Below are 17828 nucleotides of genomic sequence, written 5' to 3' on the forward strand. Positions count from 1 at the left end.
AACGTCCATTGGTCGATTTGCAACGAATCTTCCCAGGGATTACGGGACCAGCCGGCGCCGGACGAGAGCAGGGGAGCAGGGGAGCATCCCGGGTGTGCATTGCCTAGACGACGCCCGCCTGAAGCGTTCCGCGGAGCAGTTGATTGGCAGCTTGATCGCTGCCGCAATCTTGCCGGGCGGAGTCGAACGTGATTTCTCGGCCGACTCGATAAGAAATATTCCCCAGATGGCACATAGTGCTTGCCAGTTGACCCACTTGCAAACTGGCCGCAGGAGTCTGTCGGCTCTTGATGCAATCAATGAACTGCCGCAAATGCGTGGTCAGCAAGTCGGACGCATCCGCAGTGATATTTTCACTGTGGTCATAGACTTTCCAACCACCTCGATCGACAACCAGCGTTCCCAGTTCACCGTGAAATGAAACGCCGGAACTTCGCCCTTCGATCCCATGGGACGACCACAGCCGGTGCTCCCAAAGAATTGTCTTTTTCTCGAAGGCATATTGGACCGATAGCGTATCGGGAGTCTCTTGGTCATCATCGAACGCATACTGACCGCCGACTGCGGAAATCCGTGTCGGTGATTCTACGCCCAGCCCCCAGCGGGCGACATCCAACATGTGGACGCCCCAATGTGCGAGTTCGCCTCCGCCGTAATCCCAGAACCAGCGCCAATTGAAGTGAAAGCGGTTTGGATTGAAATCCCGGGCCGGTGCTGAGCCGAGCCACTGGGAATAATCAACTTGCAACGGCGTTTCGCATTCCGATTTTCTTCCAATCGTGCGACGTCGATGCACAATCCAGGCCTTGGCCAGCCTGACCGATCCCAATCGACCGCTACGCAGAAAGTCGACGGCCGACCGAAAATGACTGCCGCTTCGCTGTTGCAGTCCAACCTGCACAACACGGCCCGCCTGGGATGCGGCGTGTATCATCAACGGCCCTTCTGCGACGAAGTGCGTCGAGGGACTTTCGAGATAGACATCCTTTCCTGCCTGGCAGGCAAGGATTGTCATCGCCGCATGCCAATGGTCCGGTGTCGCGACAACGACTGCGTCAATGGCGGGATCGTCGAGCAATCGACGGAAATCCCGTTCGATCGCCGGTGCAGGCCGCCCCGCCTCGACAACGGCGTGCACGGCTGGTGCAAATTGAGAATCGTCGATGTCGCACAGCGACCGAATCTCGACATCGCTTTGTTTCGCCAGTTCGCCGGCGAGAATCTTGCCCTGATTGCGGATTCCAATGACACCCACGCGAACACGGTCGCTGGCCCAGGAGCCAGACTTGGCCGTCGCAGTCGAAGCCGTGAGTCCGACGACGCCGACACCGACCATTTGCTGGGCACTTCGTCCCAGGAATTGGCGGCGGCTGACTTCGCGCAATTTAAACTCGTCGGTATTCATCGTGTTTCGCTTCGAGAAGGTCCCTGACCCCGAACAAATATTATATCCGATCCAATGAGTCGACCCAACGACCGATTTCGTCAATCGCATCATCCACGGGATATTTTGGTCCAAGGCCCTTGATCAATGTGAAGCTCACGGGCAGTCGAAGCTTTCGTAGCTCTGCGACCGAAAGCTGAACGCGAGGCAGCAATTTGTCCTCGTCGCCGCACAGGAAGAAATACTGCTGCCGAAGGTCCGGCTCACTTTCGGGCGGTTGCCCAACAAAGGGTGCCGCGGTGACAACCACGCCACGCACGACGTCGCGCGATCGCGTCGCAAGTAACCACCCCATGAGCGCCCCGGTGCTATGGGCGTGGACCACAATTCTCGAACTGTCGATCGTATATCGCTCACGCATGTGACCGATCAGCCCTTTGATAAATCCCGCTTCGCCCGGTTGCCAGGCCGCCACCTTCTCGGCCAAAGGAGCGACGAGAATCAGACCACGGCGATCGCAAACACTTTTCCATTGTTTGACGATCTGAGCTTCCATCGTGTCGCCCTTCGGGTGGACCCACACCACGAGCCCCATCGCGTTCGAAGGATCGTAGGTCTCTGGGACATACGCCCAGTAGTCGTGATCGTACCCTGCAAGTGTTTCTGTAAAACGCCCTGTCGGGAGTTGGCCTTTCGGCTTTTCCGCAAGTCTTTCTTTCGCCGGCTCAGCAGGGACATTGACGTCTTGCCCGGGTGCAGACCGTATTGCCGCCGTCTCCGTAGGCAAATCATCAACAACGGCCTCGGGCACCGTCCCCAGCGTCACTTGAACGTCGTTCTCGCGACCATCTCGGGCATAGCGAATTGTGACGACGTCTCCCGGGCGGCTGCGACCGATGCGTTCACGCAATGCTTGAACATCCGCGAGATCCGCCCCTTCGTACGCGCGAAGGTGATCACCCCTTTCGATCCCGGATTTCGCGGCCGGACTGTCCTTGAACACATACCGAACGACGACAGGCCCTTCGACCTGATGGCGTTCCGGCAAAATGCCGAGATACGGAAGTTCATAGGGAATGAGCCGCCCGACCAATGACAGCTCCGTCGGAATCGTCTGGTCGCCCCGCTGGAGGACGAGCTTGAGCGTTTCACCGGCATATTTGCGGCCAACGACGTGCTTGAGCTGGGCGACACGGACGATTCGCTCGCCGTCGGCTTCAATGATCCGATCGTTCGTCTTGAGGCCTGCCTGCTGTGCAGGCGAGTTGTATCGTACGCGGTCGACAATACAAGGAACGTTGAGCGCCTGACCTCCGGCGAATGTAATTCCCATTAAGCCGGGCAGGAGGTCGGTCCCTTGTTTCAGTTGTTCGAGCGACGCAAAAGTCTCTTCCATGGGAATGGCAAAACCGATTCCGCCGTCGTACCACTCAACGCCCGCCATTTCTCCCGAACCTGTCGGCGAAAGGGGGGCAATGACACCGAGAACTCGGCCTTCGACATCGACCAACGCCCCTCCGTAGTTCACGGGGGACGTTTTTGCATCCGTCTGAATCGCTTTCCCCCAAACGCGATTGATGGCGCTGACGATTCCCACCGAAATACTTGGCGTCGCGTTGTCGAGCGTTCTTCCGAGCGCCAATGCCCATTGACCGACCTTGATCTCGGTTCTCGGAACGGGGATCGCGGGAACCAGATCCTCGGCATCGACCTTCAGCAGCGTCAATTGTCGCAGACGATCATTCGCGACCTGCCGGGCAGCGAAGCGTCGCCCATCCGGAAGCGTCACCATGATCGAAGCGGGCTTCGAAATAAAATTGAAACTGCTGGTCACGATGTATCCGTCCGCCGAGACAACGACTCCGGATGTCGGGCCATTTCCCAGCAGAACATCATCGACCTGCTCCAAGCCGCCGACCGTTTCGATCCGAACGACAGAGGGCCCTGCAAACGCGGCCGCATGCTTGAAAGCCTGCTCTTCAAGAGCCTCAAGCCGGGGAGATTCCGGAGACGGATCCGCCGCCGCCCAGGCGGCCGGAGTCGCAGCGAGCCCAAGCACGATGATTAGTAACAGTCGCAGCATGAATTGAACCTCGTCACGCGCGAACGAGACGGTTGCTGTTTTCCACCGCTACGGACCAGTCGCGGGCAATTCAAGATGCCCCTTACCCTCGCTCTGTTACGAGGCTGGTGCGCTCACGCGGGTTCCCAACCGTTCGCCAGCAATGACGCGTTCGATGTTACCCGGCTTTTGGTAATTGAGCACCACAATCGGAATATTATGCTCCATGCAATGATGAATTGCCTGGGCGTCCATGACCTGGAGGTTCTGTCGCAGAACGTCTTGGAAGGTGATTTCCGAGTATCGAACCGCGTGTGGATTCTTCAGAGGGTCATCCGAATAAACCCCGTCGACGCGCGTGGCCTTCACCACCAGATCGGCGTCAATTTCGCGAGCCCGCAAAGCGGCCGCGGTATCTGTCGTCACGAACGGGCTGCCAGTGCCCGCAGCAAGAATCACAACTCGCCCTTTTTCCAAGTGGCGGATACAGCGTCGCCGAATAAAAGGCTCGGCAACAGGCGGAATCGGGATCGCGCTTTGCACGCGCGTCGGGACCCCGAAATGCTCCAGAACGTCCTGCAACGCCAGGGCATTGATGGCCGTCCCCAGCATCCCCATGTAATGGGCCGTCGACGGTACGATGATCGAATTGGTGGACGAGAATGTTTTCCCACGAAGGATGTTCCCTCCGCCACACACGATTGCCAGTTGCACGCCGCTTTCGACGACGCGCTTGATCTGCTCGCAAATCACCTGGACTTCAGAAAGGCTGATACCGGATTCACCTGGGCGCGCAAAGCTCTCGCCACTTAGCTTCAGCAACACGCGCTTGTATTTGGGCTGCGGACCGGAAGGCATCAACAACTCTCCGAAATCAATCTCTGATCATATTGCAAGAGGCAAACAACACAAATCGCCCCTCGGTCGCGCGAGCAGTCGAGTCCAAGAACGACTCAGCCACGGCAAACGACTCGCCACAGCGAAATCACAAACATTGATCGAACAGGCCGCCCTCACGCACGACCGACAAGGCAAGCCGGTCGTGCGCGGGGTGAATCCTTGTTCAATCAGTTTCCGAGCAGCCAACGGGTGAACCCGACAGCCTTCAAACCTTCTTCAGCCAACGCCTGGCTGACCGTCTTCGAATCGTCCTTCGCGAACAATTGGAAGTTGAGCACACCTTGTTCCGCGTAATACGTTTTCATCCGGCCATCGACGATTTTTTCGACGATGTTGGCGGGCTTTCCCGAAGCGGCCGCTTCGGCGCTTAACCGAGTTCGCTCGGCAGCGACATCCGCAGCGGGAAGCTCTTCGTGAAGAGCAACCAACGGCTTGAGGGCGACGACGTGCATTGCAACATCGCGCAGCACGCCTGCTGTTTTCTTGTCGCCGCTGGCACGGAACAGAGCGCCGGCCTTGCCGTCGTGATGCGCATAAGCTCCGGCAGGGCCATCCACTCGCAAGACGCGAGCAAGTACCATCTTTTCACGAATCTTGCCGACAACTTCTTCGAGCAATTCGCCGAGTGTTGTACCAGGCCGATCGGGAGCAGGCTGAGCGAGCAATGCTTCTGGGGTGGCGGCGCCTGGCCCTTCGAGCAACTGCTTCACACATTGATCGGCCAGGAACAGGAAATCGTCAGCCTTGGCGACCGGAGCCGATTCGCATTGCAGTTCGATCATTGCCGCGTGCGAGCCATCTGCCGCAACGGCGACCCGAATCAAGCCTTCGCTCGTGGCGTTCTCGGCGCGCTTGAGCGTCACCTTCTTGTTCGATTCTTTCAGAATCTCAATCGCACGCTGCGGATCGCCTTGAGCCTCCGTGAGCGCCCGTTTGACTTCCATCATCGGCAAATTGGTCAGATCACGCAGTTCTTTGACTGCCTGAGCGGTGATCTCGGCCATGACTATCACTCCTCATTTGAACACTGAATGGCACTGGGAAACGACGACCGCTCGGGTCATCTGCATAGGACGGATGTCGAGGGGACGAGACTTCTACAGCCACAAAACTTACAGCCACAAAACAATTGTCGTGCAACTCTGCGGTCTCGGCAACGCATCATCCACGCGAACAGTGTAGCAGAAATACGACACCCGACCGCGTGAATGTAAGACTCCCCAACAACACCGGGAGGACTCGCTCGACAAGTGATTTCACTCGTCAAGCAGAGTCCTCGGTGGTTTTCTCGTGACGCACGTCACCCGCAAAATCGATCGTAAAATTACGATTGGATCGACGGACGAGCCTTGTATTGCTCTTCGAGCGGTTGCTCGACTTCTTCCTTCGGAACCTGATTGCGGCCTTCGGCGATCGCATCGGTCAGGTGCTTCAGAACCAACTGAATCGAACGAATGCTGTCGTCGTTACCGGGGATTGGCAGATCGACGTCATCGGGATTGCAATCGGTATCGAGCAGTGCGATGACCTTGATTCCGACCAGATGAGCTTCATGAACGACGTTGTGCTCTTTCTTGGGATCCACAACGATGATTGCTTCGGGCAATCGATTCATCAGCCGCAAACCATTGATATTGCGAAGCATCTTGCGGTGCTCTCGCAACAACTTGGATTGCATCTTCTTCGAATAGGTGTTGATGTCACCCGACGAGAAGATTTGATCGAGCTCTTCCAATCGCTTCATGCGAGTTCGCATGGTCCGGAAGTTGGTGAAGATTCCACCCAACCAGCGGTAATCAACGAAGGGCATGTTGACCGACGTCGCACAATCGCGAATCGTTTCAGCCGCTTGCTTTTTCGTACCACAGAACAGAACCAAGCTGCCCTGGGACGCCACTTTGTGCAGGTACTTCTTCGCGCGCAACAAGCCGCGAATCGTTTCCTTAATATCAATGATGTGGATGAGATTGCGGCGACCATAAATGTAAGGCCGCATTTTGGGGTTCCAACGGCTCGTCCGATGGCCGTAATGAATACCCGCTTCCAGAAAATCTTTCACCACAATTTCTGACACGTTGCCGACTCCTCCACGCAAAATGAGCGGGTTCCAGAATCTGATCCTGATTGTTTCAACGATCTGACTCCGCAGAAATTGCGGAGTTACCCAAGGCACGCATCGTAACGGCAGGGTTTAATTGCGTCAAATGATCGCAACTTACGACTGACGAAGTGATTGATAAACCCGTGCGACCCGACGTGCCTGCGAAACCAATGGTGAGCAAACCGAACGTCAGCAATGAGCCACGCCACACTGACAGTGCTCTGCGACGGCCCGCGCAAATGAAGAATCTCGACCGTAAAAAAATAGGCCCTCAGGACTGGATTAGATCCTGAGGGCGCTGCATGTGTGTCCGAGGTTTGAATGATTCCGGCGAATGACGATCCATCGTTTACTGACACACAGAAAATGAATGGGCGGATTATGGCGACTCGAATTCGACTGTCAACCGTGAATTCAAGAATTTCGAGAATCCGCGCTGTTTCGCCTCGTCGCCATCCCCTGTTCGTTTCGATCTCGTGCGAATTGCCTCGACATGTTCAGATTTGACGCAAGCGGCAAGCCCACGTCCCCAGGCGTCGCGACTTGCCGACGCCCAATCCTCGGAGGCAAACACTCTTAGTACTTCCACTCCACCCCGATGTTAAACATCGAGTTGTAGTAATTCGATTTCTCGCGATTCAACTGAGGAGTGTTAGGCCACTGATTCCAGATAATCGCATTCTGCGGCCGGTAAACATCACCGAGGAACAGGAATGTGTAACCACCTGTCAGCGTCGCCTGCTCGAACAGTTCCATTTTATTGAGGTAAGGAATCAAATTGAAGATCGGCACCTTGAAGTTAATCTGCTGCTCGAACATTGGCGACATCGAGGTCGTCGTCTGGCGATTGACGAAGGACGTTGTGGAGGGATCGTTCGGCATTACCGGAACGGTATTGGGGGTAATGATGTTGAACGCGTTCCCAATCCCATAGCCGTTAACCTGACGATTCGAGACGTTCGCCAGTGCCCCCCCCTTGGTCTGCGTCCACAACTGGAACTTCTTCCCACCCATGTCGATGCGGAAGCCAATTTCAGGACCGGCCATATCCCCGACCGTGATCGAATTCAAGTGCGAGTGGAGGACATTGGGGCTATCGAATCCCGTCTGGAAGCTTGAAGGCGTCAGATACCCGACCCCTGACCCCGAGGTACCGCCCGTTCCCCCTGATGAGGTCGAACTGCCAGTACTTGACCCCGAGCCACCGCCCGAACTGATGGTATAACCCATACCACTGTCATAGGCGTCGAAGCTGAAACCTTCTTGAAGCCGAATATACTTGGCACCGGCAGTCGGACGGATCTTGATCTGCCCCCGCTCGTAGATCGAATTGAAATACCAGTCCGCATTACCACCCGCCAGCCTGGAAACAAAGTCGATATGAACCCCCATGTCATACCCAATGACAGCACCGTCATTGAGCTTTCCATCGAGTGAGGTTCCATCAGTATCAGCCCCCGCCAGCGGCAGCCCAAACCACGCATGCAAGTGTGACTGTGCGTTGTAATTGCGGTAGTCGTTGGCGTTCAGGTTGAGTAATGGATCATCCAGCCCAAACGAGGACCGCGATTGGCCTTGAGCGAAGGCCGACATGACGAAGCCGGTACCATCCGGATTGTCCCACCCGAACGTCCCTCGAACGCCCGAGGTGTAGAATGGATCCGACAAAATCCCCGTATCAAAGGACGGAAAAATCGTCGGTGTACCCGTCGTTCCACTCCCCGTTCCGCCGGAACCGCCAGTCGAGCCCCCTGAACTCGTCGAGCCCGCAGAACGGACAGGACCAGTCCCTGGCGGCGTCTGGTTGTACTGAGTCGGAATCGTCGACGTGTTGGAATTTGTCCCTGACGTCGTCGATGACGAGGTCGTCGACGAACTCGTGCTCGTTATGATGTTCGTTCCATACTTTGCCTCATCCGACAACGGATTGACATTCGTCGCACCGATCGGCCACGTCTTCGGCTTGGATGGCTTACCCATCAAGGCCTCGACCGTTAAATAATACTCACGGTTGCCCTGGAATATTTTGTTGTACCAGAACCCGCTCTCGTAAACAGTGGAGTCAACGGGTGGCCCTGCAAAGGGCGACACGTTGGGCCACTGATTCGCTCCAGGTGGATACCCCACAGCCCCATAGGCCTGTGGTTGCACCGGGCCATACGGCATCGTGTACGGTGCCGGTAGCATCCCCATGCCCACTTGGTCTGGATTGCCGTTGGATTTCATTCCAGGCGGCTGCGCATTAGCAACATTCGCTGTTGCCAACGCCAGACATCCACTCGTAATTGCCGCCAACCAGTGCCGTGTCCGCATCAGTCGTTCCCTGACTCTGAACGCCGTGAACTCGGAACAAAGTCCGTTTCGTCTCCGAATCGGGAAGCCCGTTCTCCGCTTCCTGATTCAACGATGACTCAACAGGCGCAGTGATCTGCGCTTAGCGGAAGTATCGGCGTGGTGGCCTGGTAAACTGTACCGAAGATCTGGGTTGTATCGAGAATTCGGCTTTTTCCGAATTGCGTGAGTCTACCGGAACACTGCTTCGGCCAAATCCGCCGCAGGCAACACACTCGGTGGCTCGGCCCATTTCTGATCGTGATTCGAGCCGACGGCCGATCGCGGCCTATCCCTGCAAATGACGTATGGTTGCGCTCGCTAGTGTCGTCAGGTCGTGATTTCTTCGCACTCCCTCGTAGCCTCGATTCGCCAAATCCGTCCGCAATGAACGGTCCTGTAGAATGTCCCAAAGCCTGTCGGCAATGGAATCCGGATCCTCGGGCTCTGCGAGCAGGCCGCCCCCTGTTGACTGAATCAACTCCGGTAGTGCCGCGTGGCGAGGCAGAACGACGGGCAGCCCGTTGGCCCAGGCTTCGAGAACATAGAGGCCTTTGGGTTCCTGAAAACGAGCGGGGACGCTGAAGACATCCAGCGATTTATAGAACGCGACCTTCTCGGCGTGAGTCGCGGGGCTTCCGATGTACTCGAAGGCATCGCCTAATGGCTCAGCCAATCGGCAAATCTTGCGGAAGTAGGCCTCGTTCTGCTTGCCGAGGTATCCACCCGTTCGCAAGCGAATATCGGGAATTCTCTTCTTCAGGCGAAGCACGCTGTCGACGATCAAATCGAAGCCTTTTTCGGGACAAATTCGAGCAAAGTACCCGACTGTCGGCGGACTTCCGAGCTGACTCTTGGGCCGTCCATCGTGATTCGCACAATCCACCGCCAAGGGCAGCTCGATAAATCGATTGCGCGGCAGGTCCAGATATTGGGACATGTAATCCGCGTAGAATCGACTATGGACAATATATCCGTCGAATTCCGCCGCCCGCTCCTTTAAGCGCGACATCACCAACGATCGATGTGGCTCGACTAATCCATCGAGAAACACATCGTCCCCCTGCAAGACGCAATAGACCCTTCCCGCGTAACGCTGCCTCAAAGCCCTCAATGATCCGACAAGCAACGAATTGCTAAAACAGACGACATCGGGCTTTAGCTGGCCGACAAAGTCCGCCAGTTCGTCGACGGCCTGCCGGTGTGGCCCGCTTTCGCCGAGTAGCATGGTGGCAGTCATGCTGCCCAGTTCCGCAGCGTCATTACTTACTCCTCCTCGCGTCGCAAGTTGGATCAGCCAAGGCGAATCCAGCCAATGCGTCATGAAACGAGGCAGCCTCCCCCAGAATGGCACATGATCATTGAGGTAAGTATTGATGCCACCAAAAAAAAGAGGCGACGACGTTTGATTTTCTTCGTCAACGCGGATCGGCGTATAAAGAGGTATCAGCGAGACTTCCGTTCCGGCCTGATGAAGGGCGCGAGCCCAGGTGTTGTCGTGCATACACGACCCGCAGAACATCCCCGCCCCGCCCGCCGTGATGATCGCCAGATGCATTTCAGCTCATTCCGAATCCAGCCGCCGTCAGTTCAACCTTCACAAATAAGCTTAGGCGCGCGCGGAAGAAAAAACGACCTGGGCGACCGCAGGAAAGAAACAGAGGCCAGCGCCACAATACGAACACTCAACCAACCGGCCGCACGCTAAAAGCGAATCGGCCAAAATTAACACCGATCGCGGACCCGCTGAAGAGCTCTGAACCATTGAGGCGGCGCAAGAACGCGCGCGATGGACATGAGTGGACCGCGGACCGAGCCCGGCGGGCAATCTCAGAACGTCGCACGTCCTGTGTAGGGCCTCATTCGTTTCGATCGCTGGGCAATTCACCATCGGCACGGTGCGCCATGTTCCTGAGGACCTTTGCATCAATCGATTTGCTGACCGATCGCGCAACACCGTCCCCCATCACGACGTTAAAGACGTCCGCATGCTGGCTGCTCGGCCCGCCAACCAGTTCGTGCTGCCCCTCAAGATTCGCCAGTTCATTCCTGAGAGTGCTGACATCATTTACTTGAACGGTTCCCGGATGCAGCTCATACCGAACATTGGCTTCATCAGCGCCTGCCACGCCTGTATTCTCTAATTTCCGGATGACAGCGTTGCCCAGTGACGCGCGGGTTCCCGAGGCCCAACTGAGCAGCCCACCCCAGCGCCCGACCGTCTCCATCACATAGGCCGTGTGGGAAAACCCATCGGAAATCTGATCTTCATCGATCGAGCTATTCAAGAACAAGACGCCGTTTTGATTCATGTCGATGGGGGCTTCAAAATCGTGATGAACTCCACGATACGACGACCCCGCGAGCGTCGCGAGATTCGCCGGGCAAATCAAAGTGGGAAACATGTGTCCAGACGCATCGCTGTTGGCCTTGTCGTAGACCGATTTCGTAAAGTCGAATCGACGAAATGTATTTTGCTGTTCCATGAATGGCAGAATCTGAACCAGCCACCCCATGTGGTATCCGCCGTCGGCCACCGACTTGATCGGCCCCGAATTATTCACAGAGCCTGATGGCAGAACGCGATGCGTCATCATGTAATTGTTAAGTGCCACGCCGATTTGCATCAGGTTGCTTTTGCACTGATTTCGCCGCGCCGACTCCCGCACCTGTTGAACCGCAGGCAGCAACATCGAAATCAGCAGGACCATTATGACAACGACAGCCAGCAGTTCGATCATGGTCAACCCAGATCGTCGAGACAGACTTCGCGAACCCGATTCTGCCGCAACTTTCTGCATGAAATTCGCTCCTGTCGCTCGATGGAGTTCCGTTGACACCACGAGCAGACTGCCGAAATCAAGGACGACAACCACCCCTGCACATTGGATGTCACGACGATTCAACGTTCCAAACAGTTTTCAACGCTCCGAACAGTTTGGCCCGCTTTATGCGTATCCTACTCTGGCCGTTGTTCCAGCGTCTGCCGTGAGCGAAGTGACTGGAGAAAGTGTAAAGACATTCCTTCTCTCTTGACACTCAGACGATCATTTAAAATCGAGTCTGCAATGCGATTGGATTCATCTTGTTGAGTTCGGCAGATTCAGCTAGTTTCTCGGCCTCTCGTCCAATCTTCACATCCATTCAGTTCGCCCGCCTGTCATTGCCTGACAGAATCTGGCTATTTCCTCGTTGGGATTCCGGTATGCGTCCCGTTGTCGGTTCGTTGCTGACAGCACTCGGTCTGATGATGGCCGCAGGGTGCGCATTGCCAGGTGGTTCATCACGCGGTACGGAAGGATCGGGGTTTCAGTCGAGACTTTCGTCCGAGAACGTGGATGCGGGATCAGAGCGCAGGCTCACATTCAAGAAGCCGCGAAGTGCGTCATCGTCTGTGGCGGATTCGGCCAGCGGCCAAGCCGACAAGCCAGCCTCCCGACGAATCCAAGCGGCATCAGATGAGTCTGAAGGACAAAATGGCGTCTCTGCGTTTACGGCGGGGCACTCATCCGATCATTCCCCCCAGCATCGCGACACAATCCCATCGCCCCAGCTCAGTTTCGCGGAGGCCAGCGACGAGGACTCGGACACCGCTTTGGTTTCTCAAGTCAGGCATGTGGAACTGAAGGACAACAACTCGAATCCGATCCAGTTGCAGGGACTGGATGTCGATGACGGAAGGACGCCTGAATCCGCATCAAAACCACTGATTTCGCCCTGGGATCAGACAGGTGACCGGGCCAAGAAATCGGAATCACGTCCGACGACTGTTGATCTTCAGACGATCACCGATGGGGCCCCTCGAAAATCGGCTGGAGTTGGTACCGAGAATCGACAATCGCCATCGGGCCTTTCGCGCATGCCATACCCGGCCCCTGTGGAAGTCCTTAAGCAAGCATCGCGTGGCGGCGGGCTTCAACAGGCCTCCGCAACAGCAAGTTCAACCGCAACCCCCTCGGCGTCCTGGCAGGCGGACCTCGACCAATTGATCGCCCGCCTGGAACAGGATCTTGCCCGCCAACCCGCCGATGGCCCGAGTGAGCCTCATTTCGACGCAGTCCGAAAGCAGGCACATCTTCGACTACTCTACTTGATTGCGGAGCGTCAAGAAGATGCACTGACCGCCATTCCACTCGCGAGCACCGCCCAACAAGAATTTTGGCAGCAGATGATCTGGGCGTTGTCGAATTCCTTGGATGCGGAACAATTCCCCGACTCTGATGAACGAGCCGCACAGACGCTGACGCCGCTAAGTTCCGCACTGCGTCAGATGCGGGAAGAAGCTCCTCTGTCGATCAAGAACATGTCCTTCTGCCGAAAAATCTCGTACTTCGGTAACTACGATCGCTTCCCGCGGAATGAGTTCACACCGGGCTATGAAGTGCTGCTCTACACTGAAATCGAGAACTTCACCAGCACGCCGACTGTCGATGGCGAGTACCGAACATCGCTGAAATCGCTGATGGAAATCGCCGACGCGACCGGAAAGGTGGTCTGGACCAAAGGATTCCCCTCCACGGAGGACTTCTGCCGCAATCCACGGCGCGACTATTTCCACAACTATCAATTCCATATCCCCGAAGACCTGCCGATCGGTTCATACTCGTTGAAGTTGACGATCGTGGATGAACTCAGCCATAAACGGGTCTCGAGTTCGCTGGGATTCGTGCTGAAGTAGGCCGCGCGCGACGCGAGCAGAAAAATCAATGGCGACAGGCACCCTCCGGAGTCAGTCCCCACTCTTTCCCACCCCTGACGTCGCTCGACTCGCCTGAATCATTGACCGGATGAAAATAATTTCCTCGTTACCAAGTTCCCGCTTGGTAACGCCTCTTGTTATCAAAGCCATCTCATGTATCCGTTCCTGGACCACCTTCGAGCCGGACTTCGTCGCTGCGGCGTCGAACAGTCCCGGGTGCTGGTCGCGGTTTCCGGTGGTGCAGACAGCGTGGCCTTGCTGCGAGGCCTGGCCACGATCGCCTCAGAGTTTTCGCTCGAATTGACGGTGGCCCATTTGAATCATCGGTTGCGCGGTGCGGCCAGTGACGCGGATGCAGACTGGGTTCGCGCGCTTGCTGCAGCACTGGCATTGCCCTCACAGATCGGAACGGTCGCGCCGGACGAATGGAACGCAGTCGGGAAAGGGATGGAGGAGACGGCTCGAACCGTCCGATACCAATTTTTGGAAGAGACCGCAGCGAAGTGCGAAACGAGTGCGATCGCACTCGCGCACACTGCCGACGATCAAGCAGAGACCGTCCTGCATCACATTCTACGAGGAACAGGCATCGCGGGACTTGGTGGGATGGCGCCCGTACGAAAGTCCGAATCCGGATCGCGTTTGCTGCGACCGATGCTGAATATTCGTCGAAAACAGGTCGAACAGTTCCTGAGCCAACTGACGCAAGATTTCCGGATCGACGCGACAAATACCGACACCACGATGACCAGGAATCGACTCAGACATGTGGTGCTGCCACTGCTGCGGAACGAAATCAATCCCCAGGTCGATGCGGCGATCTGTCGCCTTGCGGAACAGGCCACAGACGTCGAACAAATGGTTCGGCAACTCGCGAACAACCTGCTCGCACGTGCGTTGATTGATCAACAAGCGGATGCGTGCCGGATCGAGACGTCCGTTTTGTTTGACCAGCCAAGACACCTGGTGCGAGAGTTCTTCCGCGAGCTCTGGCGGCAACAACACTGGCCGCAACAGGCGATGACGTTTGAGCACTGGAACCGGCTTTGCGACATCCTCAGTAGTCGAGAGACAGTGACTTTTCCCGAACGAATCGAATCGCGTTTTCACGCCCTGAATTTGCTGGTCATTCGTCAGCTCTCCTGAACGAATATTGACAACTCGAAATTGCAAGGCCGTCAAGAACGTTCGTAACGTCAATAGCCGTGCGCAAAGGATGCGGTCAATCGGAATCGACGGAGGGGCCAGCGACCTTGAACTTGCAAAAATGCCAGAAGCCTCTGTACGGCCAATTTCTGTGAAAAGATTCTCACATCGACGACGGACTGCGATTTGCAGGCCAATTCTTCCCAGCGAAAGGTTTCTTGAAACGCTCTGTTGATGGAACTCGCAAAAATGCGTTTCAGGAGGATGGGACGAGGCTTGCGTCCCACGGGAACGGCACAAACGTCAACAGGCCTGCCGGACGGTGATTGATCTCAATTCATCGTTCGAAATGAACAGCGAGGCGATGCCATGAAACCTCTGAAATTTCTGATTCTGTTGTGGAGTATCAGCTCGCTTCTTCAACCTCGGGGACAAGCAGAACCACATAAGGTGGTGCCTCGTTCGCAACTGGCCGTTGATCTGATCAACCTGAAATCAGGACAGTCAGTACGCGGAGCAATCGTCGGCGCTGACGCCACGCGCATCACCGTTGTGGTCGCGCGCGATTGGTTGAAAGAGGCGTTGCCCAGCATTTATTTGAAGGCCACCGCCGACGAAGACACTGTACAAAAACAAGTTTCCGACCAATTGCAAACAAGGTTGAAACAAGAACTCGAAACAGCACCGAACGAATCCAGGCTCAAATTTTTCTTGAAGTCGGAAGAGGATCGAATCGGAGCAAGCTTGACGGGCACTCAATCTGTGGCGTCCTCGCAATTCGTCTGGGTCACACTATCGCCCCATTCCATCGCGAAGGTGACGCGTGCGGCACCGGATCGGCTACGCCTGGCGGTATGGGCGTGGAGTGAGATGCTTTCCCACGTCGAAACGCGAGATTTTCACGATCTTGAGCGCGAACTGAAACAGCGCAATATCGAACCAACCGCGCCGGCTCCGGACCTGACTGCCAAGCTGCCGCCGCGTCAGCAGGACGACCGAGAATGGGCGGCTCGATTGGCAATCCTCGATTACACGTTGTCAAAGCCAGTCAACTTCGAGGGGACGGCCGACGTGCTGATCCGATCCAACGGGGAACGTAACGAAATTAACGCGACACTGATCGTTTCGAAACTGATGCAGTCGCAAGCCGAATTATTCCTGAACGAGCTGATGTCCGAGCAAAATTCGGATTCGTCGCCGAACACCACCAGGAACTGGCTGAAATCTGCCGGGCGCGAAGCCGATCAGGAATCCGCTCGCGGATTGCGGGTCACCCAGGTTCTGGTGAAATCCGACGGGAAACAGGCCATTGTTGAGATGGCATTCGCCGCCCGAATGCCAGACAAGACCTGGGAAGTGATCTGGTCTCATCAAGAACTGCGGGATGGAACGGCACCAAGAGCCAATCTCGAGGCCAAGATTCTCGCCGATCCACAGCTGAAGCAACTCTTAAACACACTGTCTGCGACCGGCCTTAGCGCCAACGATCAAATCCAGAAGGCAATTCGTTTCGGTGCCGCGACCATGGAAGCCCAGCAAGCCGCCGATACCCAGTTCATGCATTTTTGCGACCGCTACTCGAAACGTCTCGACGCGCCACCGCTGACATGGTCGAAATGAATTTGAGCCGGGAATAATTCGGGATTCGCTCGTACTTGGGTCGCCAAAGCGAATATCATGTGGGGCGTGGTCACATTGGCTTCACCCGCTGAAATCCCATCGCATTCTCGGATCATGATTCATGAATGATTGGCCAGAACAGTTCGCGACGCGTGAGATAACTCGCCGACATTTCTTTCAAGATTGCCGGGTTGGCCTCGGTGGGATGGCTCTGGGATCTTTGCTGGCAGGAGATCGCTCTGCGTTCGCCGAAACGCAGCCGCCGGGATTCACTCCTGGCAGTCGCGGTCTGCACCGCCCCGCACGTGCCAAGGCCGTGATCTTTCTATTCATGGCTGGCGGGCCCAGTCAGTTGGAATTGTTTGATCCCAAGCCCAAGTTGCAAGAACTGAGTGGCCAGGTCATCCCAGAGTCCTACGTAAAAGGGAAACGGTTCGCCTTCATCAAACCTGATGCCAAGCTACTGGGAACGAATCGCAGCTTTCGACAGTATGGCGAATCGGGTGCGGTGATCAGTGAATGCCTTCCGCACCTGGGTACCGTCGCCGACGATATCTGTCTGGTTCGCTCGATGTCCACGGATGTGTTCAACCATGGCCCCGCAAAGTTGTTCATGAACACTGGTTCGCCGCAATTCATGGGACGGCCCAGCATGGGAACCTGGGTCACGTATGGGATCGGAAGCGAATCGAAGAATCTGCCGGGATTCGTCGTTTTGCAATCAGGACCACGCGGACCACGCGGCGGTGCCCCGTTATGGTCGAGCGGATTTCTTCCCACCAGTTTCCAGGGTGTGCCGCTTCGATCAGGCAAAGAGCCAATTCTGAACCTCGGAAATCCATCGGGCATCGATTCCAACCGTCAACGCGATTTCGTGTCCGCGGTGAATGACTTGAACCAGATGCGTCACGAAACAACGCAAGATCCCGAGATTGCGACTCGCATCGCCGCCTATGAAATGGCGTACCGTATGCAGTCGAGTGCCCCAGAGCTGATGGACCTGGGCGGCGAGACGCGAGAAACCCTCGACATGTACGGGGCAGAGCCCGGCAAGCACTCGTTCGCGAATAACTGCCTGCTGGCGCGACGGTTGGTCGAGCGGGGTGTGCGATTTGTGCAGCTCTATCACACCGACTGGGACCATCACGGCAACCCCGACACGGAACTCGGCAAGGCGCTCGATGACCGATGTCGCGAAGTCGATCAAGGTTCGGCCGCACTCGTTCGAGACCTCAAGCGCCACGGACTACTGGACGACACGATCGTCATCTGGGGTGGTGAATTTGGACGTACGCCGCAAGGCGAGGTCCGTGATTTACGAGGCCGCGACCACCACATCGAAGCGTTCACCATGTGGATGGCAGGCGGCGGCATCAAAGCAGGCCAAACCATTGGGGCAACGGACGAAATTGGCTACTACATCACCGAAGATAAGGTGCACGTCCACGATCTGCATGCAACGTTGCTTCATCTTCTGGGAATCGACCACCTGCAACTGACGTACAAATTTCAGGGACGCAACTATCGTTTGACAGACGTCCACGGAAATATCGTCTCGAAGTTGCTCGCGTGACTCATGCAACGG

Annotated in this window: 12 protein-coding genes; 4 read left to right on the forward strand and 8 right to left on the reverse strand. The window is 56.2% G+C overall.

Annotated elements, in window-relative coordinates; translation table 11 throughout:
* Nucleotides 1-103: 103 nt before the first annotated feature.
* The 8 genes from OSO_RS0121430 to OSO_RS48355 form a co-directional block, all read right to left on the reverse strand.
* On the reverse strand, nt 104-1405 hold the full coding sequence (locus OSO_RS0121430) for a Gfo/Idh/MocA family protein (RefSeq protein WP_040592989.1): 1302 nt from the start codon (nt 1403-1405) through the stop codon (nt 104-106).
* A gap of 40 nt (nt 1406-1445) precedes the next feature.
* Nucleotides 1446-3467, reverse strand: coding sequence for a PDZ domain-containing protein (locus tag OSO_RS0121435; RefSeq protein WP_010585180.1), 2022 nt, complete (start codon nt 3465-3467; stop codon nt 1446-1448).
* A 96-nt stretch (nt 3468-3563) separates the two neighbouring features.
* On the reverse strand, nt 3564-4304 hold the full coding sequence (pyrH, locus tag OSO_RS0121440) for a UMP kinase (RefSeq protein ID WP_010585181.1): 741 nt from the start codon (nt 4302-4304) through the stop codon (nt 3564-3566).
* 209 nt (nt 4305-4513) lie between these two features.
* Nucleotides 4514-5350 carry a translation elongation factor Ts gene (tsf, locus tag OSO_RS0121445; protein WP_010585182.1) on the reverse strand — a complete coding sequence of 279 codons (837 nt, stop codon included), beginning with the start codon at nt 5348-5350 and terminating at the stop codon, nt 4514-4516.
* Between the two features lie 320 nt (nt 5351-5670).
* Entirely contained in the window at nt 5671-6420 is a 750-nt protein-coding gene (rpsB, locus tag OSO_RS0121450) for a 30S ribosomal protein S2 (RefSeq protein WP_010585183.1), read from the reverse strand.
* 603 nt (nt 6421-7023) lie between these two features.
* Nucleotides 7024-8760, reverse strand: coding sequence for a hypothetical protein (locus OSO_RS0121460; RefSeq protein WP_010585185.1), 1737 nt, complete (start codon nt 8758-8760; stop codon nt 7024-7026).
* A 307-nt stretch (nt 8761-9067) separates the two neighbouring features.
* The gene (locus tag OSO_RS0121470) at nt 9068-10336 is read right to left on the reverse strand and encodes a glycosyltransferase family 4 protein (RefSeq protein ID WP_010585186.1); all 1269 of its coding nucleotides are present in this window, start codon (nt 10334-10336) and stop codon (nt 9068-9070) included.
* 301 nt (nt 10337-10637) lie between these two features.
* Nucleotides 10638-11579: a DUF1559 domain-containing protein gene (locus OSO_RS48355; RefSeq protein ID WP_157605377.1), complete on the reverse strand. Its 942-nt coding sequence runs from the start codon at nt 11577-11579 to the stop codon at nt 10638-10640.
* Between the two features lie 404 nt (nt 11580-11983).
* On the opposite strand from OSO_RS48355, the gene OSO_RS0121485 reads away from it, so the two are divergent.
* From OSO_RS0121485 to OSO_RS0121505, 4 genes are all read left to right on the forward strand, one after another.
* Nucleotides 11984-13456 carry a hypothetical protein gene (locus OSO_RS0121485; protein WP_010585188.1) on the forward strand — a complete coding sequence of 491 codons (1473 nt, stop codon included), beginning with the start codon at nt 11984-11986 and terminating at the stop codon, nt 13454-13456.
* Nucleotides 13457-13630: 174 nt separating this feature from the next.
* Complete coding sequence (tilS, locus tag OSO_RS48360; protein WP_010585189.1) at nt 13631-14623, forward strand: tRNA lysidine(34) synthetase TilS; 993 nt, start codon at nt 13631-13633, stop codon at nt 14621-14623.
* 369 nt (nt 14624-14992) lie between these two features.
* A complete protein-coding gene (locus OSO_RS0121500) occupies nt 14993-16243 on the forward strand; it encodes a hypothetical protein (RefSeq protein ID WP_010585191.1) in 1251 nt (416 codons plus the stop codon).
* 121 nt (nt 16244-16364) lie between these two features.
* Entirely contained in the window at nt 16365-17816 is a 1452-nt protein-coding gene (locus OSO_RS0121505; protein WP_010585192.1) for a DUF1501 domain-containing protein, read from the forward strand.
* Nucleotides 17817-17828: the final 12 nt, after the last annotated feature.

Source organism: Schlesneria paludicola DSM 18645 (genome assembly GCF_000255655.1).
In the GTDB taxonomy this organism is placed as follows: Bacteria; Planctomycetota; Planctomycetia; order Planctomycetales; family Planctomycetaceae; genus Schlesneria; species Schlesneria paludicola.

Coding starts and splice junctions, on each gene's coding strand:
- OSO_RS0121485 (WP_010585188.1), top strand. CDS start 11,984: ATGCGTCCCGTTGTCGGTTCGTTGCTGACAGCACTCGGTCTGATGATG.
- OSO_RS0121435 (WP_010585180.1), bottom strand. CDS start 3,467: ATGCTGCGACTGTTACTAATCATCGTGCTTGGGCTCGCTGCGACTCCG.
- OSO_RS0121430 (WP_040592989.1), bottom strand. CDS start 1,405: ATGAATACCGACGAGTTTAAATTGCGCGAAGTCAGCCGCCGCCAATTC.
- OSO_RS0121500 (WP_010585191.1), top strand. CDS start 14,993: ATGAAACCTCTGAAATTTCTGATTCTGTTGTGGAGTATCAGCTCGCTT.
- OSO_RS48355 (WP_157605377.1), bottom strand. CDS start 11,579: ATGCAGAAAGTTGCGGCAGAATCGGGTTCGCGAAGTCTGTCTCGACGA.
- tilS (WP_010585189.1), top strand. CDS start 13,631: ATGTATCCGTTCCTGGACCACCTTCGAGCCGGACTTCGTCGCTGCGGC.
- tsf (WP_010585182.1), bottom strand. CDS start 5,350: ATGGCCGAGATCACCGCTCAGGCAGTCAAAGAACTGCGTGATCTGACC.
- pyrH (WP_010585181.1), bottom strand. CDS start 4,304: ATGCCTTCCGGTCCGCAGCCCAAATACAAGCGCGTGTTGCTGAAGCTA.
- OSO_RS0121460 (WP_010585185.1), bottom strand. CDS start 8,760: ATGCGGACACGGCACTGGTTGGCGGCAATTACGAGTGGATGTCTGGCG.
- OSO_RS0121505 (WP_010585192.1), top strand. CDS start 16,365: ATGAATGATTGGCCAGAACAGTTCGCGACGCGTGAGATAACTCGCCGA.
- OSO_RS0121470 (WP_010585186.1), bottom strand. CDS start 10,336: ATGCATCTGGCGATCATCACGGCGGGCGGGGCGGGGATGTTCTGCGGG.